Annotated in this window: 30 protein-coding genes; 12 read left to right on the forward strand and 18 right to left on the reverse strand. The window is 68.9% G+C overall.

The window, feature by feature from the left end; all coding sequences use genetic code 11:
• Positions 1–62 precede the first annotated feature (62 nt).
• The 7 genes from ACWPOC_RS15505 to hisD are packed head-to-tail and all read right to left on the reverse strand — an operon-like array spanning position 63 to position 5,335.
• Positions 63–317, reverse strand: coding sequence for a hypothetical protein (locus tag ACWPOC_RS15505; protein WP_120283133.1), 255 nt, complete (start codon positions 315–317; stop codon positions 63–65).
• Entirely contained in the window at positions 314–949 is a 636-nt protein-coding gene (hisH, locus tag ACWPOC_RS15510) for an imidazole glycerol phosphate synthase subunit HisH (RefSeq protein WP_120283134.1), read from the reverse strand. Before hisH ends, ACWPOC_RS15505 begins: the two co-directional genes overlap by 4 nt.
• A gap of 10 nt (positions 950–959) precedes the next feature.
• Positions 960–2,117, reverse strand: coding sequence for an MFS transporter (locus ACWPOC_RS15515; RefSeq protein WP_120283135.1), 1,158 nt, complete (start codon positions 2,115–2,117; stop codon positions 960–962).
• A gap of 1 nt (position 2,118) precedes the next feature.
• Positions 2,119–2,274 carry a hypothetical protein gene (locus ACWPOC_RS15520; RefSeq protein ID WP_169823833.1) on the reverse strand — a complete coding sequence of 52 codons (156 nt, stop codon included), beginning with the start codon at positions 2,272–2,274 and terminating at the stop codon, positions 2,119–2,121.
• 3 nt (positions 2,275–2,277) lie between these two features.
• Positions 2,278–2,892 (reverse strand): imidazoleglycerol-phosphate dehydratase HisB, encoded by a 615-nt coding sequence (gene hisB / locus ACWPOC_RS15525; protein ID WP_006554074.1) that lies wholly within the window; start codon positions 2,890–2,892, stop codon positions 2,278–2,280.
• Positions 2,889–4,016 (reverse strand): histidinol-phosphate transaminase, encoded by a 1,128-nt coding sequence (locus ACWPOC_RS15530; protein WP_088898430.1) that lies wholly within the window; start codon positions 4,014–4,016, stop codon positions 2,889–2,891. The genes hisB and ACWPOC_RS15530 overlap by 4 nt, the downstream gene beginning before the upstream one ends.
• The gene (gene hisD, locus ACWPOC_RS15535) at positions 4,013–5,335 is read right to left on the reverse strand and encodes a histidinol dehydrogenase (RefSeq protein ID WP_230791335.1); all 1,323 of its coding nucleotides are present in this window, start codon (positions 5,333–5,335) and stop codon (positions 4,013–4,015) included. Before hisD ends, ACWPOC_RS15530 begins: the two co-directional genes overlap by 4 nt.
• Positions 5,336–5,456: 121 nt before the next feature.
• Between hisD and ACWPOC_RS15540 the strand changes: the two genes are divergently transcribed.
• The 4 genes from ACWPOC_RS15540 to ACWPOC_RS15555 all read left to right on the forward strand — a co-directional run bounded on the left by ACWPOC_RS15540 (position 5,457) and on the right by ACWPOC_RS15555 (position 9,424).
• A complete protein-coding gene (locus ACWPOC_RS15540; RefSeq protein WP_455408935.1) occupies positions 5,457–5,840 on the forward strand; it encodes a helix-turn-helix domain-containing protein in 384 nt (127 codons plus the stop codon).
• A 111-nt stretch (positions 5,841–5,951) separates the two neighbouring features.
• Positions 5,952–7,706, forward strand: coding sequence for a PHA/PHB synthase family protein (locus ACWPOC_RS15545; RefSeq protein WP_455408936.1), 1,755 nt, complete (start codon positions 5,952–5,954; stop codon positions 7,704–7,706).
• Between the two features lie 109 nt (positions 7,707–7,815).
• Positions 7,816–8,241, forward strand: coding sequence for a hypothetical protein (locus ACWPOC_RS15550; protein WP_120283137.1), 426 nt, complete (start codon positions 7,816–7,818; stop codon positions 8,239–8,241).
• 64 nt (positions 8,242–8,305) lie between these two features.
• Positions 8,306–9,424, forward strand: coding sequence for an alpha/beta fold hydrolase (locus ACWPOC_RS15555; protein ID WP_455408937.1), 1,119 nt, complete (start codon positions 8,306–8,308; stop codon positions 9,422–9,424).
• Between the two features lie 37 nt (positions 9,425–9,461).
• Here the strand turns inward: ACWPOC_RS15555 and ACWPOC_RS15560 are convergent, their stop codons facing one another.
• The gene (locus tag ACWPOC_RS15560; RefSeq protein ID WP_455408938.1) at positions 9,462–9,755 is read right to left on the reverse strand and encodes a DUF2470 domain-containing protein; all 294 of its coding nucleotides are present in this window, start codon (positions 9,753–9,755) and stop codon (positions 9,462–9,464) included.
• Between the two features lie 67 nt (positions 9,756–9,822).
• Positions 9,823–10,071 carry a hypothetical protein gene (locus ACWPOC_RS15565; RefSeq protein WP_455408939.1) on the reverse strand — a complete coding sequence of 83 codons (249 nt, stop codon included), beginning with the start codon at positions 10,069–10,071 and terminating at the stop codon, positions 9,823–9,825.
• Between ACWPOC_RS15565 and ACWPOC_RS15570 the strand changes: the two genes are divergently transcribed.
• The 3 genes from ACWPOC_RS15570 to ACWPOC_RS15580 all read left to right on the forward strand — a co-directional run bounded on the left by ACWPOC_RS15570 (position 10,050) and on the right by ACWPOC_RS15580 (position 11,881).
• Positions 10,050–10,322: a hypothetical protein gene (locus ACWPOC_RS15570; RefSeq protein ID WP_455408940.1), complete on the forward strand. Its 273-nt coding sequence runs from the start codon at positions 10,050–10,052 to the stop codon at positions 10,320–10,322. The two genes, ACWPOC_RS15565 and ACWPOC_RS15570, sit on opposite strands and share 22 nt — an antisense overlap.
• 425 nt (positions 10,323–10,747) lie before the next feature.
• Positions 10,748–11,089 (forward strand): hypothetical protein, encoded by a 342-nt coding sequence (locus tag ACWPOC_RS15575; RefSeq protein WP_455408941.1) that lies wholly within the window; start codon positions 10,748–10,750, stop codon positions 11,087–11,089.
• Between the two features lie 330 nt (positions 11,090–11,419).
• Entirely contained in the window at positions 11,420–11,881 is a 462-nt protein-coding gene (locus ACWPOC_RS15580) for a DUF5994 family protein (protein ID WP_455408942.1), read from the forward strand.
• A 170-nt stretch (positions 11,882–12,051) separates the two neighbouring features.
• Here ACWPOC_RS15580 and ACWPOC_RS15585 read toward each other — a convergent pair whose 3' ends face one another.
• The 5 genes from ACWPOC_RS15585 to nadA all read right to left on the reverse strand — a co-directional run bounded on the left by ACWPOC_RS15585 (position 12,052) and on the right by nadA (position 17,498).
• Positions 12,052–12,288 (reverse strand): hypothetical protein, encoded by a 237-nt coding sequence (locus ACWPOC_RS15585; RefSeq protein WP_455408943.1) that lies wholly within the window; start codon positions 12,286–12,288, stop codon positions 12,052–12,054.
• A gap of 99 nt (positions 12,289–12,387) precedes the next feature.
• Positions 12,388–13,833, reverse strand: coding sequence for a WS/DGAT/MGAT family O-acyltransferase (locus ACWPOC_RS15590; RefSeq protein WP_455408944.1), 1,446 nt, complete (start codon positions 13,831–13,833; stop codon positions 12,388–12,390).
• 197 nt (positions 13,834–14,030) lie between these two features.
• On the reverse strand, positions 14,031–14,897 hold the full coding sequence (gene nadC / locus ACWPOC_RS15595) for a carboxylating nicotinate-nucleotide diphosphorylase (protein ID WP_455408945.1): 867 nt from the start codon (positions 14,895–14,897) through the stop codon (positions 14,031–14,033).
• A 1-nt stretch (position 14,898) separates the two neighbouring features.
• A complete protein-coding gene (locus tag ACWPOC_RS15600; RefSeq protein WP_455408946.1) occupies positions 14,899–16,470 on the reverse strand; it encodes an L-aspartate oxidase in 1,572 nt (523 codons plus the stop codon).
• Positions 16,467–17,498 (reverse strand): quinolinate synthase NadA, encoded by a 1,032-nt coding sequence (gene nadA, locus ACWPOC_RS15605; protein ID WP_019289717.1) that lies wholly within the window; start codon positions 17,496–17,498, stop codon positions 16,467–16,469. The genes ACWPOC_RS15600 and nadA overlap by 4 nt, the downstream gene beginning before the upstream one ends.
• A gap of 82 nt (positions 17,499–17,580) precedes the next feature.
• On the opposite strand from nadA, the gene ACWPOC_RS15610 reads away from it, so the two are divergent.
• On the forward strand, positions 17,581–18,291 hold the full coding sequence (locus tag ACWPOC_RS15610) for an NUDIX hydrolase (protein WP_088898435.1): 711 nt from the start codon (positions 17,581–17,583) through the stop codon (positions 18,289–18,291).
• A gap of 15 nt (positions 18,292–18,306) precedes the next feature.
• Here the strand turns inward: ACWPOC_RS15610 and ACWPOC_RS15615 are convergent, their stop codons facing one another.
• Complete coding sequence (locus ACWPOC_RS15615; protein ID WP_183070720.1) at positions 18,307–18,447, reverse strand: hypothetical protein; 141 nt, start codon at positions 18,445–18,447, stop codon at positions 18,307–18,309.
• A 75-nt stretch (positions 18,448–18,522) separates the two neighbouring features.
• Positions 18,523–19,152 carry a TetR/AcrR family transcriptional regulator gene (locus ACWPOC_RS15620; RefSeq protein WP_088898477.1) on the reverse strand — a complete coding sequence of 210 codons (630 nt, stop codon included), beginning with the start codon at positions 19,150–19,152 and terminating at the stop codon, positions 18,523–18,525.
• Positions 19,153–19,305: 153 nt separating this feature from the next.
• On the opposite strand from ACWPOC_RS15620, the gene ACWPOC_RS15625 reads away from it, so the two are divergent.
• The 3 genes from ACWPOC_RS15625 to ACWPOC_RS15635 are packed head-to-tail and all read left to right on the forward strand — an operon-like array spanning position 19,306 to position 21,438.
• Positions 19,306–20,163, forward strand: a complete 858-nt coding sequence (locus ACWPOC_RS15625; protein ID WP_120283150.1) for an SDR family NAD(P)-dependent oxidoreductase — start codon at positions 19,306–19,308, stop codon at positions 20,161–20,163.
• Between the two features lie 44 nt (positions 20,164–20,207).
• Positions 20,208–20,855 (forward strand): maleylpyruvate isomerase family mycothiol-dependent enzyme, encoded by a 648-nt coding sequence (locus ACWPOC_RS15630; RefSeq protein ID WP_088898437.1) that lies wholly within the window; start codon positions 20,208–20,210, stop codon positions 20,853–20,855.
• Positions 20,856–20,871: 16 nt separating this feature from the next.
• Positions 20,872–21,438, forward strand: a complete 567-nt coding sequence (locus tag ACWPOC_RS15635) for a DUF488 domain-containing protein (protein ID WP_120283152.1) — start codon at positions 20,872–20,874, stop codon at positions 21,436–21,438.
• Between the two features lie 30 nt (positions 21,439–21,468).
• Here the strand turns inward: ACWPOC_RS15635 and bsaP are convergent, their stop codons facing one another.
• Together bsaP and bioB are read right to left on the reverse strand one after the other, a co-directional pair.
• Positions 21,469–21,669, reverse strand: coding sequence for a biotin synthase auxiliary protein BsaP (bsaP, locus tag ACWPOC_RS15640; RefSeq protein WP_120283154.1), 201 nt, complete (start codon positions 21,667–21,669; stop codon positions 21,469–21,471).
• On the reverse strand, positions 21,669–22,682 hold the full coding sequence (gene bioB / locus ACWPOC_RS15645; RefSeq protein WP_088898478.1) for a biotin synthase BioB: 1,014 nt from the start codon (positions 22,680–22,682) through the stop codon (positions 21,669–21,671). Before bioB ends, bsaP begins: the two co-directional genes overlap by 1 nt.
• A 161-nt stretch (positions 22,683–22,843) precedes the next feature.
• On the opposite strand from bioB, the gene ACWPOC_RS15650 reads away from it, so the two are divergent.
• Positions 22,844–23,470 (forward strand): TetR/AcrR family transcriptional regulator C-terminal domain-containing protein, encoded by a 627-nt coding sequence (locus ACWPOC_RS15650; RefSeq protein WP_120283156.1) that lies wholly within the window; start codon positions 22,844–22,846, stop codon positions 23,468–23,470.
• Positions 23,471–23,473: the final 3 nt, after the last annotated feature.

Below are 23,473 nucleotides of genomic sequence, written 5' to 3' on the forward strand. Positions count from 1 at the left end.
TCCTCGCGCGCCCGACTGGGGTTCGCTACCGCAACACGCCGGGCGAAGCCCGGTTCGGCGCGTCAGCTTCCGGGACGGTCGTCCTCGGCGGGACCGAAGGCCCGGCGGGCCGACCGCGTCGATACGACACCCATGGCCACGACGGCCGCCACGATGCCGACCAACGCGATGACGAGCCCGACGACGGGCGTGGGCCGGACCGCCACCACGATGATGGCGGTGACGAGCAGGACGACGGTCGCCGTACCGACGGACAGCAGCGCGTGACGGCCGAAGGAGAACTCTCCGCTCGGCCGTCCGCGCCGCGGCCCGGTCACAACGAGTTGACCCAGTTCTGCAGCAACTGTGCGCCGGCGTCGCCGGACTTCTCCGGGTGGAACTGGGTGGCCGAGAGCGGACCGTTCTCGACGGCAGCGACGAAGCGGCTGCCGTGCTCGGCCCAGGTCACCTTCGGCGGCGCGAGACGCTCGGGAGCGTCGAGTTCCCACTGGCGGGCGGCGTAGGTGTGGACGAAGTAGAAGCGGGTGTCGGCGTCCATGCCGCCGAAGAGCACCGAATCGGCGGGGGCCTCGACGGTGTTCCAGCCCATGTGCGGCAGCACCGGCGCGTCCAGACGCTCGACCGTGCCCGGCCACTCGCCGCAGCCCTCGGTCTCGATGCCGTGTTCGACGCCGCGTTCGAACAGGATCTGCATGCCGACGCAGATGCCGAGCACCGGACGACCGCCTGCGAGGCGGGTGCCGATGATCTTGTCTCCGCCGACGCTGCGCAGGCCCTTCATGCACGCATCGAAGGCACCGACGCCGGGGACGACGAGTCCGTCGGCGGCGAGCGCGATCTTCGGGTCGGCAGTGACCTCCACATGCACGCCGGTACGGGCGACTGCCCGCGTGGCGGAGTGGAGATTGCCCGAGCCGTAGTCGAGGACGGCGACCGTGGTTGCGCTCATGATGTCGATTCTATGTGGTGGGACGGGGACGTTCCGACGGCCCGGCCAGTCGGGCCAGCAACGGCAGCGCCGGGACCAGGACCGCGGCGGCGGCGAAGGCCGCCGGGTATCCGGCCGCGGCGGCCACCGCGCCGAGGGCGAACGAACCGGCGCCGGTGCCGGCGTCGAAGCCGATGTTCCAGGCGGCGCTCGCCGACCCGGTGTTGCCCGCGCCGGCGCGACGGAACGCGACGAGCAGCGCCTCGTTCTGCACGACACCGAAGCCGAAGCCGAAGGCGATCGCGGCGACGATCAGCAGCACCGCTCCCCCTCGGTCGTCGGCGACGAGCGCGAAGGGAATCATCGCCAGGCCCGCGAGCCCGAGACCGACCGGCAGCAATTTGCCGGCGCCGATCCGGTCCGCGACGGAACCGGCCGCGTACCGCCCGATCAGCGAGGACGCGCTGAGCACGGCCAATGCCGCCGCGACGGGCAGGCCGGCGACCGCGATGCGCAACAGCGAGGTGAGACCGCCGTAGGCGATCGCACCCGCGCCCACCGCGACCAGCGGGAACAACAGCACGACCGGAGGCACCCGCCGCGCCGTCCGGGATTGTTTCGCGGTCAGCCGCGGCAGACGGATCGCGGCCAGCAGACCGGCGGACGAGATGATCGCGCCGAGCACGAACACCGGCGTGGTGGAGAACCGCTCGGCGATCGCCAGGCCGGCGGGCAGGCCGATCGTCTGGGACGCGGCGATGGCGATGCCGAGCATGCCGGTGGCCCGGCCGAGCAATCGCGGCGGCGCGAGTTCGCCGACGAGGGCGGCCGCCGCCACGGTGATCATGCCGAAACCGATACCGCGCAGCGCGGAGATGCCGAGCACCGCCGCCGGAGCCATCGATACGAGGAACAGCAGCGACGGCGGCCCGAGGAACAGGCAGCCGGCCGCGAGCGTCGCGCGGTGACCGAACGCGCGCAGCAGTCGCGGCATCGCGAGCTGGGTGAGGACGGTGGTGAACATGAACACCGCCGTCACCGACCCGGCGAGCGTGTCGCTGCCGCCGGCCTCGGCGATCGCCCATGGCACGACCGGCAGCAGCAACGAGAAGCCGCCGAAGGCCGCCGCGGACGTCGACCACGCCGGGATCAGACCACGAACGGTGAACAGTCCTTGTTGTTCCGTCACGTCAGAGCAGCCGGAAGACGCCCGCGGCGACTGCCAGCACGGTCAGAGCCAGCAGCACACCCGCGAACAACGTGTTGCGCGCCTTCCACATCGACCACGTTCCGCCCGCGGCGAATCCGGCCACGATGAAGCACAGGTAGGTGAGGACGACATCCATATGTCAGAGACTGCCCTTCGTCGACGGGATGCCGGTCACCCGCGGGTCGGGTTCGACGGCCTCACGCAGCGCGCGGGCGACCGCTTTGAACTCGGCCTCGGTGATGTGGTGCGGGTCGCGGCCGTAGAGCACCCGCACGTGCAGTGCGATGCGGGCGTGGAAGGCGAACGACTCGAACACGTGCCGGTTGATCACCGTCGAGTAGGGCACGCCCGGATATCCCCCGATCACCGAGTGCACCATGTAGTCGGGCTCACCGGTGAACACGCAGTAGGGACGGCCGGAGACGTCGACCGAGGCGTGCGCGAGGGTCTCGTCCATCGGGATGAAGCAGTCGCCGAAGCGCCGGATGCCACGCTTGTCGCCGAGGGCCTGACCGAAGGCCTGGCCGAGGACGATGGCGGTGTCCTCGACGGTGTGGTGGGCCTCGATCTCGATGTCGCCCTGCGCCTGCACGGTGAGGTCGAACGAACCGTGCTGGCCGAGCGCGGTGAGCATGTGGTCGTAGAACGGGATCCCCGTGGAGATCTCGGTGCGACCGGTGCCGTCGAGGTCGATCTCGACGGTGATGCTCGATTCCTTGGTGGTGCGTTCGACGCGCGCGATGCGGTCGCTCATCGGGTTTCCTCGATTTCCGTGGCCGCGAGCTTCTCGCTCACTCGCAGCAACTCGTCGTTCTCGTGGGTCAGGCCGATCGTGGTGCGCAGGTAGCCGGGGATCCCGACGTCGCGGATGAGCACACCCTCGTCGAGATACCGCTGCCAGGTGGCAGGGGCGTCCGCGAAGCGGCCGAAGAGGATGAAGTTGGCGTCGGAGGGAATCACGTCGTAGCCGAACCGGGCGAGTTCGGCGGCGACGCGGTCGCGCTGGGCGGCCAGTTCCGCAACCGACGCGAGAGTTTCGTCGGCGTGCCGCAGGGCCGCACGCGCGGCGGCCTGGGTGACGACCGACAGGTGGTAGGGCAGGCGCACGAGCAGCAGCGCCTCGATCACCGCGGGGGCGGCGGCGAGATAACCGAGCCGTCCGCCGGCGAAGGCGAACGCCTTGCTCATCGTCCGCGAGACGACGATCTTCGTCGGGTACTCGTCGATCAGCGACAGAGCGCTCGGCTGCGAGGAGAACTCGACGTACGCCTCGTCGACGATCACGATGCCGGGGGCGGCGTCGAGGATCACCCGCAACTGGTCGAGCGGGATGCTGTGTCCCGTCGGGTTGTTGGGGCTGGTGACGAAGACGACGTCGGGCCGCCGCTCCCGCACGGCCGCGGCGGACGCCTCGACGTCGAGGGTGAAGTCGTCGCGCCGGTAGGTGGACAGCCACTCGGTCTGGGTGCCGTCGGCGATGATCGGGTGCATCGAGTACGACGGTACGAAGCCCATCGACGTGCGCCCGGGACCACCGAAGGCCTGCAGGAGCTGCTGCAGGATCTCGTTGGAACCGTTTGCGGCCCAGACGTTCTCGACACCCAGAGGAACGCCTGACGCGTTCGTGAGATAGGTGGCGAGGTCGGTGCGCAGCGCCACCGCGTCGCGGTCGGGATAGCGGTGCAGCTGCGTCGCCGCCTCACGCACGGCCTCGGCGACGTCGTCGACGAGCGCCTGCGTGGGCGGGTGCGGGTTCTCGTTGGTGTTGAGCTGGACGGGCACCGTCAGCTGCGGCGCACCGTAGGGCGACTTGCCCCGCAGGTTCTCGCGCAGCGGCAGATCGGCGAGGGTGATGCGGGAGCCGGGGATCTGGGTCACTTCAGCGCCTCGAATCGCAGACGGACGGCTTCGCCGTGGGCGGGCAGGTCCTCGGCGTTCGCGAGGGTGATGACGTGACCGGAGACGTCCTTCAGGGCCGCCTCGGTGTACTCGACGACGTGGATGCCACGCAGGAAGGTCTGCACGCTCAGGCCCGACGAGTGCCGGGCGCAGCCGGCGGTGGGCAGCACGTGGTTCGACCCGGCGCAGTAGTCGCCGAGGGAGACCGGTGCCCACGGCCCGACGAAGATCGCGCCGGCCGAGCGGACGCGCGCGGCGACCTCGGAGGCGTTCTCGGTCTGGATCTCCAGGTGCTCGGCGGCGTAGGCGTTGACGACCTTCAGGCCCTGGTCGATGTCGTCGACGAGGACGATGCCGGACTGGCTACCGGACAGCGCGGTGGTGACGCGCTCGCGGTGCTTGGTGAGCTCGAGCTGCGCGGCGAGGGCGGTGTCGACGGCGTCGGCGAGTTCGGTGCTGGTGGTGACGAGCACCGAGGCGGCCATGACGTCGTGCTCGGCCTGGCTGATCAGGTCGGCGGCGACGTGCATCGCGTCGGCGGTGTGATCGGCGAGGATCGCGATCTCGGTGGGGCCGGCCTCGGCGTCGATGCCGACGACCGCGCGGCACAACCGCTTGGCGGCGGTGACGTAGATGTTGCCGGGGCCGGTGATCATGTCGACCGGGGCGAGTTCGGCGCCGTCGGTGTCGGTGCCGCCGTAGGACAACAGTGCGACACCCTGCGCGCCGCCGACGGCCCACACCTCCTCGACGCCGAGCAGCGCCGCGGCGGCGAGGATCGTCGGGTGCGGCAGTCCGCCGAAGTTCTTCTGCGGCGGCGAGGCGATGACGAGCGATTCGACACCGGCGGCCTGCGCCGGGACGACGTTCATCACGACCGACGACGGGTAGACCGCGTTGCCGCCGGGCACATAGAGGCCGACGCGCTCGACCGGCACCCAGCGTTCGGTAACGGTGCCGCCGGGGACGACCTCGGTGGTGACGTCGGTGCGCCGCTGGGCCGCGTGCACGACGCGCGTGCGCTCGATGGCCTCCTCGAGGGCGGCACGGACGGCCGGTTCGAGTTCGGCGAGCGCACGGTCGAGCTCCGCGGCGGGGACACGCACGGAGGCGGGGCGGACGCCGTCGAACTTCTCGCAGTAGTCGAGTGCGGCCTCGGCGCCGCGGTCGCGGATGTCGTCGACAACGGGACGGACCTGATGGAGCACCGCATCCACGTCCACTCCGCCGCGGGGCAGTGCGCCCCTGAGCTCCGCAGTGGTGGGAGTACGACCGCGCAGGTCGGTGCGGGCAAGCATGAGGTGTCCTCTCTCGTCGAACAGGGATCACCCTCTACTATCCCGCATCCCCCGACGACGATCGAAGTCGCGCCCGCGTGAGGATGCTCTCGGCACGGATCACCGTGCTTATGCTGTCGGCATGGACGAGGACGAGTCGCGCCCGAGCACATTGGGCGAGTTGATCCGCCGCCAGCGTGAGCTCGCAGAACTGCCCATGCGTCAACTCGCGGCGATGGTGGGCATCTCGAATCCGTACCTGTCGCAGATCGAACGGAACCTGCGGGCGCCGAGCGAGCGTGTGCTGCAAGCGATCGCCGAGCAGTTGCATCTGTCCGCGGACACCCTCGCGGCCCACGCGCAGGCCGACGACGGAGCGGAGTCCGCCGTCCTGCGGGCGATTCGCGAGGATCCCGACCTGACCAATACCCAGCGGCGTTCGCTCGAGGAGATGTACGAGGCGTTCCGGGAGGTCACCGTGGCGCGTCGTCGGCGTGGTGGAGGACGCGAACCCGACGAGGAGTGAGCATTCTCACAATCGTCACCGGACGGGTTCGTGCGTCACGCAGCATTCGAGGTCAACCCGGTTTCGTCGCCCCGTCGACGAACATGCAGGTAGCACGTACCTGGGGGTAAGGTGCGCGCCTCCGTCGACGACGTCACCATCGGCTCCGGACCATTCACCCAGTTCTGGAGTTGCTCGGTGCTCAACCATCTGCAGAAGAAGCTCACCTCCTCCCTCGACCCGATCGGGTGGGGACCGGCCGTCGCATCCGTCGCCGGCCGTGCAGTGAAGAATCCGCGGGCCGTGGCCGGCGCGACCACGGAGTACGCGACCCGCCTGGCGAACATTCCGGCGGCGGCGACGCGCGTGTGGAACGCCGCCGATCCGCAGCCCCCGGTGCCGCTGGATCCGAAGGACCGCCGGTTCTCCGATGCCGCCTGGAAGGAGAACCCTGCCTACTTCTCGCTGCTGCAGAGCTATCTCGCCACCCGCGAGTACGTCGAGGACCTCGCCGACGCCGGCTCGGGCGACCCCGTGCAGGACGGCAAGGCCCGCCAGTTCGCGAACCTGATGTTCGACGCGCTCGCCCCGTCGAACTTCCTCATCAACCCGGGTGTGCTCGTGCGCGCGCTCGACACCGGTGGCGCGAGCCTGTTCCGCGGCGCGAAGTACGCCATCGAGGACGTCGTGCACCGGAAGGGCCTGCCGCTCAAGGTCGATCGCGAGGCGTTCACCCTCGGCGAGAACATGGCCGCAACCCCCGGCAAGGTCGTCTTCCGCAACGACCTCATCGAGGTCATCCAGTACGCCCCGCAGACCGGCGAGGTGCACGAGATCCCGATCCTGGCGGCGCCGCCGTGGATCAACAAGTACTACATCCTCGATCTCGCGCCGCAGCGCAGCCTCATCGAGTGGGCCGTGCAGCACAACCGCACCGTGTTCGCGATCTCGTATCGCAACCCGGACGAGTCGATGCACGAGATCACGATGGACGACTACTTCCGGCAGGGTGTCGCGGCGGCGCTCGACGTCGTCGAGGAGGTCACCGGATCCTCACGTATCGAGGTGCTGTCGATCTGCCTGGGCGGCGCGATGGCGGCGATGGCCGCGGCCCGCATGGGCAAGCTCGACGACAAGCGGATCAGCGCGTTCACGATGCTCAACACGCTCCTCGACTACAGCGAGGTCGGCGAGCTGGCGCTGCTGACCGACCCGGCGACGCTCGACCGTGTCGAATTCCGGATGAGCAAGCAGGGCTTCCTCTCGGGCAACGAGATGGCCGGCAGCTTCGACATGATCCGCGCGCGCGATCTGATCTTCAACTACTGGGTGTCGCGGTGGATGAAGGGTGAGAAGCCGGCCGCCTTCGACATCCTGGCGTGGAACGAGGACAGCACCCGCATGCCTGCGAAGATGCACTCGCACTACCTGCGGTCGCTGTACGGCCGCAACGAGCTCGCGCGCGGTGTGTACGAGCTCGACGGCGAGGTCCTCGACCTGTCGGACATCACGTGCGACACCTATGTGGTGGGCGCGATCAACGATCACATCGTGCCGTGGACGTCGTCGTACAAGGCGACGGGCCTGCTCGGCGGGTCGGTCCGGTACGTCCTGACCAGCGGGGGCCACGTGGCCGGCGCGGTCAATCCCCCCAATCCGAAGGCCTGGTTCGAGGCCGTCGGCGCGCCCGACGGCGAGAAGCTGCCGAAGCTGCCCGAGGACCCGAAGGCATGGTCGGAGAAGGCCACTCGCACCGCGGGGTCGTGGTGGGAGGACTGGACCGCATGGTCGACGAAGCGCGCCGGTGAGCTGGTCGCTCCCCCGGCGATGGGCAGCGCGCAGCATCCGCCGCTGTGCGATGCCCCGGGAACCTATGTCTTCGAGTGACATTGCGCGTTAGCTATCATTTTGCTAACCTGCTAACAGCGCTGATCCGAGCGCACCCCCACAGGGGAAGCCCCGCTCCTGTCACGAGCGCCCACGGAAGGTACACATCATGACCGCACCGACCAAGACCACCGCCGCCAACGCCAAGGCCACCGATGCCGCTGCCAAGGCGACGGAAGCCGCCACGAAGGCCGCCACCGAGGCCACCGCAACGGCCCAGCAGTCGGCCGAGAAGCTCACCTCGACGGCCGCTGCGGTCGCCGACAAGGCCGCCACCGAGTTCACCAAGACCGTCGACGAGGCCACCGAGCGCTTCCAGGAGTTCAACGCGAAGTTCATCGACGCCGCGAAGCAGAGCGGAAACCTCGGCGTCGACACCTACGAGAAGGCCGTCTCGAGCATCCTGGATCTGCAGGAGAAGGTCGCCGACGCCACCCCCGTCGAGTGGGTCGCCGATCTCGCCAAGGCGCAGGTCTCCTTCGCTCGCGAGCTCACCACCACCGTCACGAGCACCGCTCGCGACCTGCTGAAGTAATCGTCGACTCCTCGATGCAGTCGATACCGAACACCGCATCAGCGGACGTTCTCCGGTGCAGTGCATGCTGTCACTGACACCCGCCCGGATCGCCGCGGCCCCGTTTCGTCTCGGGACCGCGGCGATCGCCGGTTGGAGCGCCTATCTCGCCGGCCTCGTACGACGCGGCGCCACACCGTGCACGTTGGTCTCCGACGCGAACCGGTACAGCCGCGCCCTGACCTCGGCCACGCCGCCGCGCTGGTCCACGGACTGGCCGGTCGTGCGCCGGTGGTCCCTCGGAGGTCTGCGTGATTGCAGCACCTCCGACCCCGCACGCGACGAGATCCCGACGCTGCTGTTGCCGCCGCAGGCCGGCACCCACTCGTGCATCGTCGACCATTCCGTCGACCGCAGTCAGGTCGAAGCCCTCCGCGCCGGTGGCCTGACCCGCCTGCATTGTCTCGACTGGGCACCCGCGACTCCCGCGACGGACGGCTGCTCGATCGACGAGCACCTGGCGGTCGTCGCCGAGGCCGTCGACCATCTCGGTGGTCGGGTGAACCTGATCGGCGACAGCCAGGGTGGGTGGCTCGGCACCGTCTACGCGGCGTTGCATCCCGAGAGCGTGTACTCGCTGACCGTGGCGGGAGCTCCCATCGACTTCCACGTCGACCAACCGGCGCTGTCGGTGCTGGCCCACGCGCCTCGCGGGGCCGCGGCCACGACGATCGACTTCTGGTACGGGGCGGCGCGGGCCGTCGGGGTGCCGACCACCGATCCGATCGGTGAGGTCGAACGTGCGATGACGCTGCTCGGACTGCTCGACGATTCCGACGAGGTCGCGCGGTGGGAAGCCGAACGGCACTGGTTCACCTGGAAGCAGGAGATCCCCTCGGCCTTCCGCGAGTGGATCATGCGACACCTGTTCGTGGGCAACGAACTCGTCGCCGGCACGCTCAGGGCCGAGGGACGCGTCGTCGACCTCGCGGCCGTCGACTGCCCGGTTCACCTGATCGCCGGCTCAGCCGACCTGATCGCGACTCCCCGGCAGGTCACCGCGCTCGCGGAGTACGTCTCGACCCCGCCGGAGAAGATCACCACGACCGTCGCCGATGCCGGGCACATCGGGCTGTTCATCGGCCGCCGCGCCCTCACGGAGGTGTGGACACCGCACGCCCGTCGCGTCGCGGCATCGAACTGACCGCGCTGTCCCGGCCGCAGCGCGGCCGGGACAGCGATCAGGACGTGGTGTCGACCCCGAGCCGCGTACACGCGGCCTTGTAGAGATCGACGACGGCCGTGCGGAGTCCTGCCCGATCGGTCACCGGCTCGAGCCACGGGATGCGCACGGTGTGATCGCGCCCGTCGATGACGACGACCCACTCCCCCGCCTCGCGGTCGACGCCGGTCATCCGCGCCTCGATCGCACCGGGCTCGGCGAAAGCACGCACGATGAGCAGGCTGTCGGCTGCGTGGTCGTCGTTCATGTGGGCGGTCACAGCCGCCACCACCTGGCTGTCGAAGTCGGTCACGGGCGCTCAGCGTAACCAACAGGGGCGGACGACGGGGTTGTCGGTCCCGGTCGCGACCGCGATCCCTTCATTCGACGATGCGGCGCAACAATTCCCGGCACTCGCGATCCACGTCGACCGGATCGCGGTCGTCGCCGGCGAGCGCGAGTTCGTCCCACCTGTCCCAGCTCGTGCGCCACACCACCACGGCCAGTTCTGCGAGCAGGCGGACCGTCGTCGGATCCGTATTCTCCGCCTGCTCCGTGATCCGTTCGCGCAACCGGTCGACGAGTGACTTCTCCTGGGCTGCGGCCAGTGCCTGCAGTTCCGGGTGCACTGTTGCTCGCCGGTGGGCAGTGGTGGCTGACGCAGCTGGGCACCGACACCACGCTCGGTGTCGTCGTCGCGATGCACGTCGTGTTCTGTATCGGCATGGCCGTGCTGATGACCCCGCTCATGACGGCGTCGGTCTCCGGCGTGCAGACGGCCTTCGTCGTCGGCGGGTGCATCGCCCTCGTCGCGATCGTGCCGGCACCGCTGGTGCGTCGCCTCGAGGATCGTTCGACGCTCGAACCGGTCGACGTCTAGCCTCGATGTCGAGGGTTCCATCCGGAAAGTTGCGGCGGCGTACCGAGGATCCCGGTCCCGCCGCCGATGTGAACACCCACCTATCGCTGGTCACACGATGATGGGAGGCTGGACCAGCCGGACCGGATGCGCCCTGCAGGGGGCTGCGCAGCCGATCCGGCCCACCATCGGCACATTCGCTCGATGACCGTCGAGCACGTACGTTTCCGATTTGCGACGGGAGGGCACACCGTCCGCACCCGGGCCTGTCCATCCGGACAGCTCAGCTCGGAGGCATCGCCGGTTCCGTCGACAGCCGACGATGCCGTCTTCACACCACCCCTCGCATCGATCTCCTCGCGGAGCGAGGACGAACACCTTCGGAGTCGGAGACCCTCCACCGAAGTCCCTCCGGATCCGACGCGTTTCACCGACGAGGAGAAGCCATGGGTTTCGTGTACTACATCCTTCCGGACGGCCGCGAAGCCGGGTACGGAGTCGAGGCCGAATGCGACGATCCGCAGTGCCACCTGCGGATCGACCGGGGACGCGGGTATCTGTGCGGGGACAACCCCCTCGGGCACAAGGGGGACGACGAGGCGGGGTGCGGCGACTACTTCTGTCTCCTCCACCTGCCCGATCATGGGTGCCCGCTGCCGGAATGCGGCGTGCACTGCGACGACGAGCTACCGTGCTCGCTGGTGCACGGCCACGACCGGCCGCACCGGCACACGACCGCACGGCCACGCACGCGTACACGTCGGCGCTCACCCCGAGGTCGCCCGTGAACACTTCGCACACGTGAGCTCCTCCCACCTCGATACCGGAACGGTAGGCTGAAGGTGCCGAGGCTGCAGTACGTGATCATGTCCGATCCCGTCGTCCTCGTCGAACGAGCAGGCCGCCCTACGGCCCAGTCAGGAGCGTCGCAATGACGCTGCACAACGCCCGGATCCGCTCCGATCGATCCTTCTCTCGTTACCCCGCCGGACATCCGCGACCCCGGGCCGATGATCACCCGCATCCATGCACCTGGGGGCAGGCCTCGTGGGCGGCCGACGAAACGGACATCGGCTGCCTGCACCGGCCTCGATCCGTACCCGGCGCGGGTGTGTGACATGACGGAACATCCGCGACGCGCATTCACCAACCGGGACCTGAGACGTTTCCGAGCCGCTGCCGGCGGTGGACAGCCCTTCGATGTGCCGACCCGCACGGTGCGGCTGCTTCTCCGCGATCCCGATGACCACTCCACCGGCGTGGACGGGGCCTGGTGGCCGCGGGGCGACAATCTCACTACCGAACTCCACGATCTGGTCTCCGCACTGACCTCCCGCTTGGGGAGAACCGAACGAATCGCGTTCGACTGGAATGTCCTGAGCCTGTCGCAGCGAGGTATCGATCCCCCGGACGGTATCGAACTCGTCGGACCGGCACCGGATCAACCGAGCAACCTGATGTACGTTTTCGGCCGGCGCGAAACCTGCCTTCGGTTGTCGATCATCGAGCCCGTGCTCGACGCCCGCCAAGCGTACGAGAGCATGCAGAAGACCGTCGCACCGAATCCGGAACAAATCTGAGCACCATCGATATCCGGACGTAGACGGACTCACCCGGGGCTTCTGTGGCGTCCGGAGACCACGATGTGCACGAAAGGCGCTTGAGAATGCCCCTGCCCTCCACGATCGAGGCAGTATTACGGACCCACTACCGCCTCCTACGAACCCCGCTGGCGGTCCTCGAGCAGCACCTACCGCGTCATCCCGAGCAGGATTCCGTCGTTCGTTCGGTCTGCCGACGAGTACTGATCACGTGCGACCGCACGGCGGCGCACGTCCTGAGCGACGGGGCGGCCGGCCGTGCCGCCAACCGGACCGAGCGGCGCCACACCGCCGATCGCGACGCCCACGCCCGGAAACAACACGACCGCGACCTGCGGGACGCGGCAGTCCTCGACGAACATCGCCGTCGATTCCTCGACAGCCAATATCGAGCCGGAAACACCTCGCTACCGACACATTCGTCGGATGCACCGCTGAGAGCCGCTGACGGTAGCGACGAACATCGATGATCCTCTCGATGCCGCTCAGTCGTGTCCGGTGCCGCTCTCCCCGCGCATCTCGTCGTCGTCGACCTGCACGCGGACCCCGAGAGCGGATTCCAACGCCTCGAGTTCGGTGTCGAAGTGATCGAGCAATCTGACGAGATCCGGCACCGTGCGGCCGCACGCGGTCAACCCGAAGGCGATCTCGTCGTCGGTGCTCGTGCACGTGATGTTCAGCGCCTGCCCGTCGACGGGCACCGACAGCGGATACAACGCGTCGACACGCGCACCGTTCCAGTACAGCGGCGCATCCGGACCCGGCACGTTCGAGACGATCACGTTGAACGGCGGCCACGGGAGCGCCCGGTTGCCGGTGAGTACCCCCACCGCGAGGGGTGCAACGCCCACCGCGCTCGTCGCGAGGCGACCGAGTTTCGACATCGAATTCATCGCATGCTTACCCTCGATCATCGAACTGCGCACGCGCACAAGTCGTTCCACCGGGTCGGCGCACTGCGTTCCGAGGGTGCACATGAGGATGCCGATCTCGTTGCCCGACGAGTCCGTGCTCCGACGCAACGACACCGGAACCATGGCGACCAGCGAATCATCCGGCAGCGCATCGTGTTCGATGAGGAACGTCCGCAGAGCCCCACCCGACAGTTCGAGGACGACGTCGTTGAGTGTCGCGTCGGCGGCCTTGGCCGCCATGCGCAGTCGTTCGATCGGCCAGGACCGGGCCGCGAATCTGCGCGATCCCGAGATCTGACGGTTGAGGATGGTGTTCGGAGCACCCAGCGACAGCGAACCCCCGCGATTGTGCAGTGCCCGGTCGACGGTGCCGACGATCGCCGGGACCAGGGCCACCGCCTCGGACACCACGTTCACTGCGTCGTTCACCACGCCGGTCGCCGCACGGACGACGGCACCGGGGAACCCGATCGCGGTACCCACGGCCGAGCGGCTCGTCGACCGGGCATCGCCGACCGCCCACGGGGCCGGCATGCCGGTGCGTGCCGGGTCGGTGCTGAGCGCGCGGCGGAGCAGGCGCATCGCCCCCACCCCGTCGGCGAGCGCGTGGTGGATCTTCACGTACAGGGCGTAACGACCGTCGGCCAGGCCCTCGATCAGGTGCATCTCCCACAGCGGACGCGTGCGGTCGAGCAGGGAGGCGTGCAGACGGGAGACGAGCTCCCACAGATCGTCCATCGTGCCCGGGGACGGCAACGCGTTGAACCGCACGTGGTAGTCGATGGAGAAGCGCGGATCGTCCTCCCATGCCCACTGACCGAGGGTGAACAGCGAACGGGTGGGCCGCTTGCACCACAGCGGCCCGGCGGGTTCCTCATGGGCGAGCGCCTCGGCGAACATCGACCGCAGGTCGCTCGCGTCCTTGCCTTCCGGCGGCTGGAACAGCAGAAGACCGCCGACATGCATCGGATGATCGCGGGACTCGCCGAGCAGGAACATCGAGTCGGTCGGTGCCATCGGTAACCGCATCGCGTCCTGTCTTCCTCCCCCACAAGGCACCGGCCACCACCGGAGCCCGCCCCCACGTGACCGGTCCCGGCACGTCGATGTGCTGTCAGTTCTACCCCAGAAGGCGCGAGTGCGGGGACCGTCTCACCGATGAATCTTCCGGTGACGCGTCCGATTCGTCCGGTCGGTGACGTGCGACCTACGCCCTACATGTCCAGGCCGAAGTCGAGCACCGTGACGGAGTGGGTGAGCGCACCCACCGCGAGGTAGTCGACGCCCGTGCGCGCGTAGTCGGCGGCGACGTCGAGGGACAGGCCGCCGGAGGATTCGAGTCGCGTCCGCGGCGCGTGGGTGTTGCGCCGCTGCACCGCGATCTGCGTCTGCCACAGCGGGAAGTTGTCGAGCAGGATCAACTCGACGTTCTCGGCGAGCACCTCGTCGAACTGCTCGAGGGTGTCGACCTCCACCTCGCACGCGATGTCGGGGGCGTGCTCGCGGACGGCTCGCAATGCGGCGACCACCGAACCGGCCGCCGCGACGTGGTTGTCCTTGATCAGCGCCTCGTCGCCGAGCCCCATGCGGTGGTTGACGCCGCCACCCATCCGCACCGCGTACTTCTGCAGCGCGCGCATTCCCGGCAGCGTCTTGCGGCTGTCGCGGATCTTCGCCTCGGTGCCCGTCACCGCATCGACCCAGTGCGAGGTCGCCGTCGCGATGCCCGACAGATGGCAGAGGAGATTGAGCATCGTGCGCTCGGCGGTGAGCAGGCCGCGGGTCGGCGCCTCGACGGTCAGGACCGAATCGCCGGGCAGCACACGCTCCCCGTCGGACCTGCGGTCGAGCACGCGGTAGTGATCGGCCCCGATGACCTCGCCAAGGACGAGCAGCCCGACGTCGAGACCGGCGAGGGTGCCGGCCTGCCGCGCGACCACCGAGGCGGTGGCGACGGCGTCGGCGGACACGGTGGCGTCGGTGGTGACGTCCGGTCCGTAGCGCAGGTCCTCGTCGAGCGCCTTCCGGACCAGCTCGCAGGTCTCGGCGAGGTCGAGTCCGTCGGGCAGCGCGGTGGTCATCTCAGTTGACTCCTGTCAGTTCCGGTGTGGTGAAGGACAACTCGCCGTCGTCGAGGCGCAGTTCCAAGCTGTGTGCCTGCGCCGGGTCGGTGTCCGGATGGTCGCTGCGGGTGTGGCATCCCCGCGATTCGGTGCGGCGCTGCGCCGCGAGCAGCAGGGCCCGCGCGGTGACGGTGAGCGCCGCGTCCTCGAGCCGATCCGCGTCGGCACACGGCGTGGCAACGCTCGCGTCGTCGAGTTCGACTGCGGCAGCGGATAATCCGTCGGCGTCGCGCACGACCAGCGCGTGCCGGGTCATGAGTTGTTGCAGCACCGCACGATCGCAGACGGTCGCGGCGACGACGGGAATGCCGTCGGTCTCGACACGCATTCCGGTCCGTTCGATCGCCGCTGCCACCCCGGCGCGCTCGCCGAGGACGAGCCCTTCGAGAAGGCTGTTGGAGGCGAGCCGGTTCGCGCCGTGCAGGCCGGTGCGTGCCACCTCACCGGCCGCGTACAGACCGGGGATGCGGGTGCGGCCGTGCACGTCGGTGACGACACCGCCGCACGAATAGTGGGCGGCGGGAGCGACCGGCAGCAGATCCCGGGCCGGGTCGAGACCGGCCTCGGCACACATCGCCGTGATCGTCGGAAAACGCGTGGCGAAGCCATCGAGGTGACGGGCGTCGAGGTAGACGTGGTCCTCGCCGAGCGCGGTGAGTCGCTCGGCGATGGCCCGCGAGACGACGTCGCGGGGCGCAAGGTCGCCGAGCGGGTGCACACCGTCGGTGATCGATCGGCCGCGGGAGTCGACCAGTCGCGCTCCCTCACCGCGCACCGCTTCGCTGATGAGCGGCCGACGTCCGGTGCCCCCTTCCGCGAACAGCACGGTCGGGTGGAACTGGACGAATTCGAGGTCGGCGACGCCGGCGCCGGCGGCCAGGGCCAGCGCGATGCCGTCGGCCGTGGCGCCGGGCGGATTCGTGCTGCACGCGTACAGCTGCCCGAGACCACCGGTCGCGAGCAGCACGGCCGGTGTGTGGACGATCCCGAACCCGCGTCCGTCGAGGACCAGCAGTCCGGTGACGCCCCGCGCGTCGGTGAGGACGCGGGCGGCGGCCGCACCGAACAGGACGGGCAGGCCCGCCGCGCCCAGTGCGCGCTGCACCTCGGCACCGGTCGCGTCGCCACCGGCGTGGATGATGCGGCGGGTGCTGTGCCCACCCTCGCGGGTGCGGGCGATGTCGCCGTCACCACCGGTGTCGAAGACCGCGCCGAGATCGCGCAGGGCGGTGACGGCATCGGGGCCGGCGGTGACGATCGAGCGCACCGCATCCCCGTCGCACAGCCCGCCACCCGCGGCGAGCGTGTCGGCGACGTGGGCGTCGACGCTGTCGCCCACCGGTGCCACCACGGCGATACCGCCCTGGGCGTACTGGGTGGCCGTGTCGGTGGGGCCACCCTTGCTCACCGTGAGCACACGCGCACCGCGCCGGGAGGCGGCGCGCGCGGCCGTGAGACCGGCGACGCCACCCCCGACGACCACCAGGTCGGCGTGGTCCTCCCACACGACCTGGACGGACGGCGTCGTCACTCGCCGCTACCCGGGTTGCCGATGGCGATCATGCGCTGCACCGACAGGCGGGCCCGCTCGGCGACGTCGGCTGCGACGTGGACCTCGTCGCGCCCCTCCTGCAGGCAGCGGAGCAGGGCGGCGGGGGTGATCATCTTCATGTAGGGGCACGATGCGCGGTCGTTGACCGCCTGGAAGTCGATGCCGGGCGCAGCCTTGCGGAGCTGGTGCAGCATGCCGACCTCGGTGGCGACGAGGACCTGCTTCGCGCCGGTCTCCCGCGCGGCGTCGATCATGCCGCCGGTGGACAGGATCCTGACCTTGTCGTCGGGCACGAAGCCCTCCCCGGCGAGGTAGAGCGCCGAGGTGGCGCAGCCGCACTCGGGGTGGACGAACAGGTCGGCGTCGGGGTGCGCCTTGGCCTGCGCGGCGAGCTCGTCGCCGTTGATACCGGCGTGCACGTGGCACTCCCCCGCCCAGATGTGCATGTTCTCGCGGCCGGTCACGCGCTTGACGTGGGCGCCGAGGAACTGGTCGGGCAGGAACAGCACCTCACGGTCGGGGTCGATGGACGCGACGACGTCGACGGCGTTCGACGAGGTGCAGCAGATGTCGGTCAGGCCTTTGACCTCGGCGGTCGTGTTGACGTACGAGACGACCACGGCGTCGGGGTGGTCGGCCTTCCACTCGCGCAGCTGGTCGGCGGTGATCGAATCGGCGAGCGAGCAGCCGGCGCGCTCGTCGGGGATGAGCACCGTCTTGTTCGGGCTGAGGATCTTCGCGGTCTCGGCCATGAAGTGCACGCCGCAGAAGACGATGGTGTCCTCCTCGGCCTCGGCGGCGATACGCGAGAGCGCGAGCGAGTCGCCGACGTGGTCGGCGACGTCCTGGATCGCGGGAAGCTGGTAGTTGTGCGCGAGCAGCGTGGCGTTGCGCTCACGGGCCAGCCGACGGACCTCCTCGGCCCATTCCGGCGTCGCCTCGACGCCCGTGTATCCGCCGGGGCCGTCGACGATGGTGGCGGCTCCCGCCCACTCGGTCGTGGTCATGGCCTAGCTCCTTCGAGGGTGTCATCCCGGCGGGTTGTACCGGAATTGCCGTGTTCGAGGTTTTCGACTTAGGATCGAAAACATGCCACATGGTAACACCCGTCACGAAGTGCTCATCGCCGTGTTCCAGGTTCGCCGCTTTCCGGACACCTCGGGAACCCTCCGCGAAGAACCCGAACTCGGGGTGCTGCTGTGGCAACGGGCCCTCGATCCGCAGGTCGGCACGTGGTCGCTCCCCGGCGGGCAACTACGCAACGACGAGGACCTCACGACGTCGGCGAGGCGGCAACTCGCGGAGAAGGTCGACGTCCGCAAGGTCGCACATCTCGAACAGCTGTCGGTCTTCTCCGACCCGGATCGGGTGCCGGGTCCACGCACGATCGCGGCGACCTATCTCGGCCTGATCCCCCTGACCTCGGATCCCCAGCTGCCGGCCGATACGGCCTGGCATCCGGTCTCGGACCTTCCCGAGATGTCCTTCGACCACGGGGTCATGGTGGCGAACGCCCATGCACGCCTGGCCGCGAAGCTGTCGTACACGAACATCGCGTTCGGCCTCGCGCCGGCGGAGTTCTCCATGTCGACTCTGCGCGACATCTATTGCGCTGCACTGGGATACGAGGTGGACGCTACCAATCTTCAAAGAGTGCTGGCGCGCCGGAACGTACTCACCCGCACCGGCAACACCGCACCGTCCGGAAAAGCGGGAGGCCGACCCCCGGCGCTCTACCGCTTCACCGATTCCCGGCTGCGCGTGACGGACGAATTCGCCGCCCTGCGACCGCCGGTGTGAACCCCCCCGAGGAGGTCAGAAGGGCCGACCCATGATGACCGCGAGCAACTGCAGCGGCATCGTCAGGAAGGCCGACCCGACGAACAGCGCCGAGCGCAGCGGATCGCCTGCCAGATAGCCCTCGCTGATCCATTCCAGAATGTCGACCGAACCCATGCCGCCCCTCCCCGTTCGTCGTGCACAGATCGTCATGCGATTCCGATGTGTGTGTCGGACACGAGGAGTCGCGCGTTACATGCTCGCGGACCGAACGCCCTCGGCCGAGCGCGTCAGGCCGTCGAGGACGGTCTCGACCAGCGTGCGGACGTAGTCGTCCGACGGGGGTTCGCCCGTGGCCGACCACTTCTGGGCGACCGGTGCGAACAGCAAGTCCACGGCGACATCGAGATCGAGGTCGTCCGGCAGTTGCCCCGCATTCTGCGCGGCCCGGAGTCGGGCCTTCTTCATCTCCCGCATCGGTGTGTCGAGCCGGTGTTCGTATTCCGCTGCGAGTTCGGGGTCTTCGAGTACCGCCACGGTCAACGCGCGCAGCGGGACGGCGAACGTCGGATCACGCAGCTCCGCCACGGTGGCCTGCAGCACCGCGATGAGGTCCGCGCGCAGGTCGCCGCTGTCGGGTAGTGCGGCCTCGTCCCCGGCGTCGCCCTGCGTGCGCGCCAGGTACGCATCGAGGAGCACAGCTCCCTTCGACGGCCACCAGCGATAGATCGTCTGCTTCCCCACGCCGGCCCGGGCGGCGATCGCCTCGATACCGAGTTTCGAGTAGCCGACCTCGGCGACCAGTTCGAAAGCGGCATCGAGGATCGCTTTCCGCGAGGCAGGGTTCCGCCGGGAGTGTCCGGTTTCGGGGCGTGCGGGCATGAGACGACGATACCGCACCGAGACGAGACGTTGCGTCTTGACAGACAGTCCTCCGTGAATCATTCTCGAATGAACGAGACGGACCGTCTCGTCTCATCCAGGAGGTGTCCATTGAAGACCCAACCGACAATCCCATCCTCCGTCACCCCCGGCGTGCGTCCCCGCACCTGGTTGATCACCGGCGCGAGCCGCGGCCTGGGCAGGGAGTTCGTCCGTGCCGCGCTGTCGAGAGGTGACAACGTCGTGGCCGTCTCACGATCGATCGAATCGGCCGATCTCCCCCGGGATCCGGAGCGTCTCCTCCGACTCCCGGCCGACGTCACCGACCGCACGGCGGTGTTCGCCGCTTTCGACAGGGCACGCGAACATTTCGGAGACCTCGACATCGTCGTCGACAACGCGGGCACCATGACCTACGGATTCGTCGAGGAGTTCACCGAGGAGCAGGCGCGTGCACAGTTCGAGACGAACTTCTTCGGAGCGATGTGGGTCAGCCAGGCCGCCATGGCGGCCTTCCGGAGCCGAGGACGCGGGCATCTCGTGCAGATCTCGAGCATCGGGGGCGTACTGAGCGGGGCCGGCACAGGGCTGTACAGCGCGAGCAAGTTCGCCCTCGAAGGACTCAGTGAAGCACTGGCCGTCGAGGCCGCGCATTTCGGCATCGACGTCACGATCGTCGAGCCGGGCGGCTACTGGACCGATCTCTACACCACCATGACGGTGAGCACTCCGCAATCGGACTACGACTCGCTGCGAGCCGAGATCGAGGAGCAGAGCGCGTCCACGAGCATCGACAGCCACCCCACCCTGGCCGCGCGGGCACTCCTCGAGGTCGTCGATGCCGACCGACCGCCGCGACGCATCGTCCTGGGCAACGCCGTGCTGGATGCGGCCGTCGCCGCCACCCGGAAGAAGATCGACATCTGGCTCGAGTGGGAGTCGGTGAGCCGTGCCGCGGAGGATGCCGTACCGGCGCCGGAATCCGTCGGTGGGGAGCGATCCGCGATCTAGAATGGGCGGATCGCGTGTCCGGCGGACCCAGGTCAGGTGATCCCATGAACGTCGACGACATCTGGAACACAATCGACGAGCAGCGCGCACGAACCGCCGACCTGCTGGAACAACTGACCGACGACGAGTGGCGCCGGCCGTCGCTGTGCGAGGGCTGGACCGTGCGCGACGTCGCCGCGCACCTCACGCTGCAGCAGCTCACCGTGGTCGATTTCGTCCGCATGGTCGTGCGTCATCGCGGCGGGGTGAACACGATCATCCGCGAGTCCTCTCGCGACCGTGCCCGGCGACCGACACAGGAGTTGATCGCGGACCTTCGGGGAATGATCGGCTCCCGGCGGCACAACGTGGGCATCACCCCGCTCGAGGCCATGATCGATCTGCTCGTCCACGGCCAGGACATCGCGGTACCGCTGCAGCGCGACCTGCCGATGCCACCGGATGCCGCCGCGGCCGGCGCCACTCGGATGTGGTCCACCCGCGGCACCGGCAAGGCCCGGGTCTTCGCCGACGTCCCGCTCGACGGATTCCGTTTCAGTGCAACCGATACCGAGTGGTCCTCCGGTTCCGGACCCGAGGTGCGGGGACCGATCTCCGCGATCCTGTTGCTGCTCGCCGGCCGTCGTGCGGGGTTGTCCCGGTTGGAGGGCGACGGCGCCGAGGAACTACGCCGACGGGTGGCGCCCGCGTGATGGGACGATGGGTGCCATGAGTGCCGACTCCCGCGTCCTGTGGACCATCGGTCACTGGACGTGTCCGCAGTCCGTCCTGCTCGACACGCTGACCTCGGCCGACATCGAACTCGTCGTCGACGTACGGAAGATGCCCGGTTCGCGCCGCAGCCCGCAGTTCGACGCCGACGAGATGCCGTCCTGGCTCGACAGTGCCGGGATCGGCTATCTGCACCTCACCGAACTCGGTGGCAGGCGGCCGAAACAGAAGGGTATCGATCCGGCCCTCAACGCGGGCTGGAAGAACGCGAGTTTCAAGAACTACGCCGATTACACCCTCACCGACGACTTCGAGGCCGGATTGGAGCGCCTCACCGAACTGGCCGAGCACCGGCACGTCGCGATCATGTGCGGTGAGCCGATGCCGTGGCGCTGTCACCGACTGTTGATCGCGAACATCCTCGCCGCACGGGGATGGACCGTCGTGCATCTCGTCAACAATGCGAAGCCGCGACAGCACGAGCTGGGACAGTGGGGCGCGACGCCGTCGGTGGGTTCCGACGGGGTCGTGACCTATCCGGGCGGTCCCGACGACGATGGGTAGAACCCGTCGGCCGTCGAATCGGGTCGGTGCTCAGCGCTGTTCGCTCATCACCGAATCGACGGTCCCGTGGCGCGAACACCGTGCCCACCACCCGTCCGGCGCGATCTGGACGATCATCCGCCGACCGCACCGAGCGCAGAACCGTGGCGGTTCGAGTCCGAGTTGCACTGCTGCGGAATGGGTCCGGACCGTCCCGTCGACGATCGCTTCGCCGGTGAACGGATCGAACATCAGATCGTCTCGCCGAGGGCCTTGATCGGCATCTTCAGTTCGCCGAGCAGATCGAGGTCGGTCTCCGCCGGTCGGCCGAGCGTGGTGAGGTAGTTGCCGACGATGACGGCGTTGATCCCGCCGAGGATCCCCTTTTGTGCGCCGAGATCGCCGAGCGTGATCTCGCGGCCGCCGGCGAACCGGAGGATGGTGCGCGGCAACGCCAATCGGAAGGCCGCCACGGCCTTGAGCGCCTCGGTGGCGGGCAGCACCTCGAGGTCACCGAAAGGGGTGCCGGGGCGCGGGTTGAGGAAGTTGAGCGGCACCTCGTCGGGCTCGAGCGCCGCGAGGTCGGCTGCGAATTCGGCTCGCTGCTCGACGGTTTCACCCATCCCGAGGATGCCTCCGCAGCACACCTCCATACCTGCCTCGCGGACCATGCGCAGCGTCTCGAAGCGCTCCTCCCAGGTGTGGGTGGTGACGACCTTCGGGAAGTGCGAGCGGGCGGTCTCGAGGTTGTGGTTGTAGCGGTGCACGCCCATCGCGACGAGCCGGTCGACCTGGTCCTGGGTGAGCATGCCGAGCGAGCACGCGATCTGGATGTCGACCTCATTGCGGATCGCCTCGATACCGGCCGCGACCTGCGAGAGGAGGCGCTCGTCGGGTCCGCGTACGGCCGCGACGATGCAGAACTCGGTGGCTCCGGTCTTGGCGGTCTGCTTCGCGGCCTCGACGAGCGACGGGATGTCGAGCCGGGCGGCACGCACCGGGGAGGCGAACAGGCCGGACTGCGAGCAGAAGTGGCAGTCTTCGGGGCAGCCGCCGGTCTTGAGGCTGATGATCCCCTCGACCTCGACCTCCGGTCCGCACCATGCCATGCGCACGTCGTGGGCGACCGCCAGCAGGTCGTCGATGCGGTCGTCCGGCAGCTGCAGGACCTCGAGGGTCTGGTCACGGTCGAAGCCGATTCCGCGACCGAGCACCTGGTCGCGAGCGATTTCGAGGATGTCGGTGCGGGCGGGCGCCTGGGTCACTGCCGTCTCCTGAGGTGGCGAGAACTTGAACATCGTTCAATTGAACAGCGTTCAGGTTAGGGCGAAGCGTCCGATAGTGTCAAAGGCACGAATCCTTCGGTTCGGATCCCCCGTGGCGTGGTACCGCCGCGGGCAGCAGGAGAAGCGGGAGCGAAGAAGCAGTGCAGTTGCGACGCGGCGACGTCCTCGACGGCGCCATGGCGATCCTCGACGAGTACGGGCTCGGCGACCTGACGATGCGCAAGCTCGCGTCGTCGCTCGGCGTCCAGCCCGGCGCGTTGTACTGGCACTTCCCGAACAAGCAGACCCTGCTCGGCGCCATGGCCGACCGCATCCTCGACGGTGTCGACGAACCGCCCGCGAGCGACGCCTGGGACGATGCCCTTTCAGAGCTCGCGCACCGTTTCCGCGCCGCACTGCTCGCCCACCGCGACGGCGCCGAACTCGTCGCCTCGAGCTACGCCTCCCGGCTGACCACCTCGCGGGCCCGCGATGCCTTCGTCGGCACCGCGGAACGCGCGGGTCTGTCGCGGGCGTACGCCGAACTCACCGGCTACGCGCTGTTGCACTACGTGCTCGGCCACACCGTCGACGAGCAGTCCCGCGCGCAGCTCGAGGAACTCGGCGCGCTCACGCGCGCACCGCTGTCCCCCGAGGTCGCGACCGAGCAGCCGGCCGAGGCCGACGACGACCTGCTCGACGGCGACCCCGCCGTCCGGTTCGAATTCGGTCTGCGATTGTTCGTCGACGGCATCCGCGCACGTCTGGAGACCAGTGCGACATCCTGATCC

Source organism: Rhodococcus sp. 5G237 (assembly GCF_053764735.1).

What these genes read in the sequence shown, in the direction of transcription:
- hisH (WP_120283134.1), bottom strand. Translation starts at nt 949, where the DNA reads ATGAGCGCAACCACGGTCGCCGTCCTCGACTACGGCTCGGGCAATCTC.
- ACWPOC_RS15520 (WP_169823833.1), bottom strand. Translation starts at nt 2,274, where the DNA reads ATGGATGTCGTCCTCACCTACCTGTGCTTCATCGTGGCCGGATTCGCC.
- hisB (WP_006554074.1), bottom strand. Translation starts at nt 2,892, where the DNA reads ATGAGCGACCGCATCGCGCGCGTCGAACGCACCACCAAGGAATCGAGC.
- hisD (WP_230791335.1), bottom strand. Translation starts at nt 5,335, where the DNA reads ATGCTTGCCCGCACCGACCTGCGCGGTCGTACTCCCACCACTGCGGAG.
- ACWPOC_RS15540 (WP_455408935.1), top strand. Translation starts at nt 5,457, where the DNA reads ATGGACGAGGACGAGTCGCGCCCGAGCACATTGGGCGAGTTGATCCGC.
- ACWPOC_RS15550 (WP_120283137.1), top strand. Translation starts at nt 7,816, where the DNA reads ATGACCGCACCGACCAAGACCACCGCCGCCAACGCCAAGGCCACCGAT.
- ACWPOC_RS15555 (WP_455408937.1), top strand. Translation starts at nt 8,306, where the DNA reads ATGCTGTCACTGACACCCGCCCGGATCGCCGCGGCCCCGTTTCGTCTC.
- ACWPOC_RS15575 (WP_455408941.1), top strand. Translation starts at nt 10,748, where the DNA reads ATGGGTTTCGTGTACTACATCCTTCCGGACGGCCGCGAAGCCGGGTAC.
- ACWPOC_RS15580 (WP_455408942.1), top strand. Translation starts at nt 11,420, where the DNA reads ATGACGGAACATCCGCGACGCGCATTCACCAACCGGGACCTGAGACGT.
- ACWPOC_RS15590 (WP_455408944.1), bottom strand. Translation starts at nt 13,833, where the DNA reads ATGGCACCGACCGACTCGATGTTCCTGCTCGGCGAGTCCCGCGATCAT.
- nadC (WP_455408945.1), bottom strand. Translation starts at nt 14,897, where the DNA reads ATGACCACCGCGCTGCCCGACGGACTCGACCTCGCCGAGACCTGCGAG.
- nadA (WP_019289717.1), bottom strand. Translation starts at nt 17,498, where the DNA reads ATGACCACGACCGAGTGGGCGGGAGCCGCCACCATCGTCGACGGCCCC.
- ACWPOC_RS15610 (WP_088898435.1), top strand. Translation starts at nt 17,581, where the DNA reads ATGCCACATGGTAACACCCGTCACGAAGTGCTCATCGCCGTGTTCCAG.
- ACWPOC_RS15615 (WP_183070720.1), bottom strand. Translation starts at nt 18,447, where the DNA reads ATGGGTTCGGTCGACATTCTGGAATGGATCAGCGAGGGCTATCTGGCA.
- ACWPOC_RS15620 (WP_088898477.1), bottom strand. Translation starts at nt 19,152, where the DNA reads ATGCCCGCACGCCCCGAAACCGGACACTCCCGGCGGAACCCTGCCTCG.
- ACWPOC_RS15630 (WP_088898437.1), top strand. Translation starts at nt 20,208, where the DNA reads ATGAACGTCGACGACATCTGGAACACAATCGACGAGCAGCGCGCACGA.
- ACWPOC_RS15635 (WP_120283152.1), top strand. Translation starts at nt 20,872, where the DNA reads ATGAGTGCCGACTCCCGCGTCCTGTGGACCATCGGTCACTGGACGTGT.
- bsaP (WP_120283154.1), bottom strand. Translation starts at nt 21,669, where the DNA reads ATGTTCGATCCGTTCACCGGCGAAGCGATCGTCGACGGGACGGTCCGG.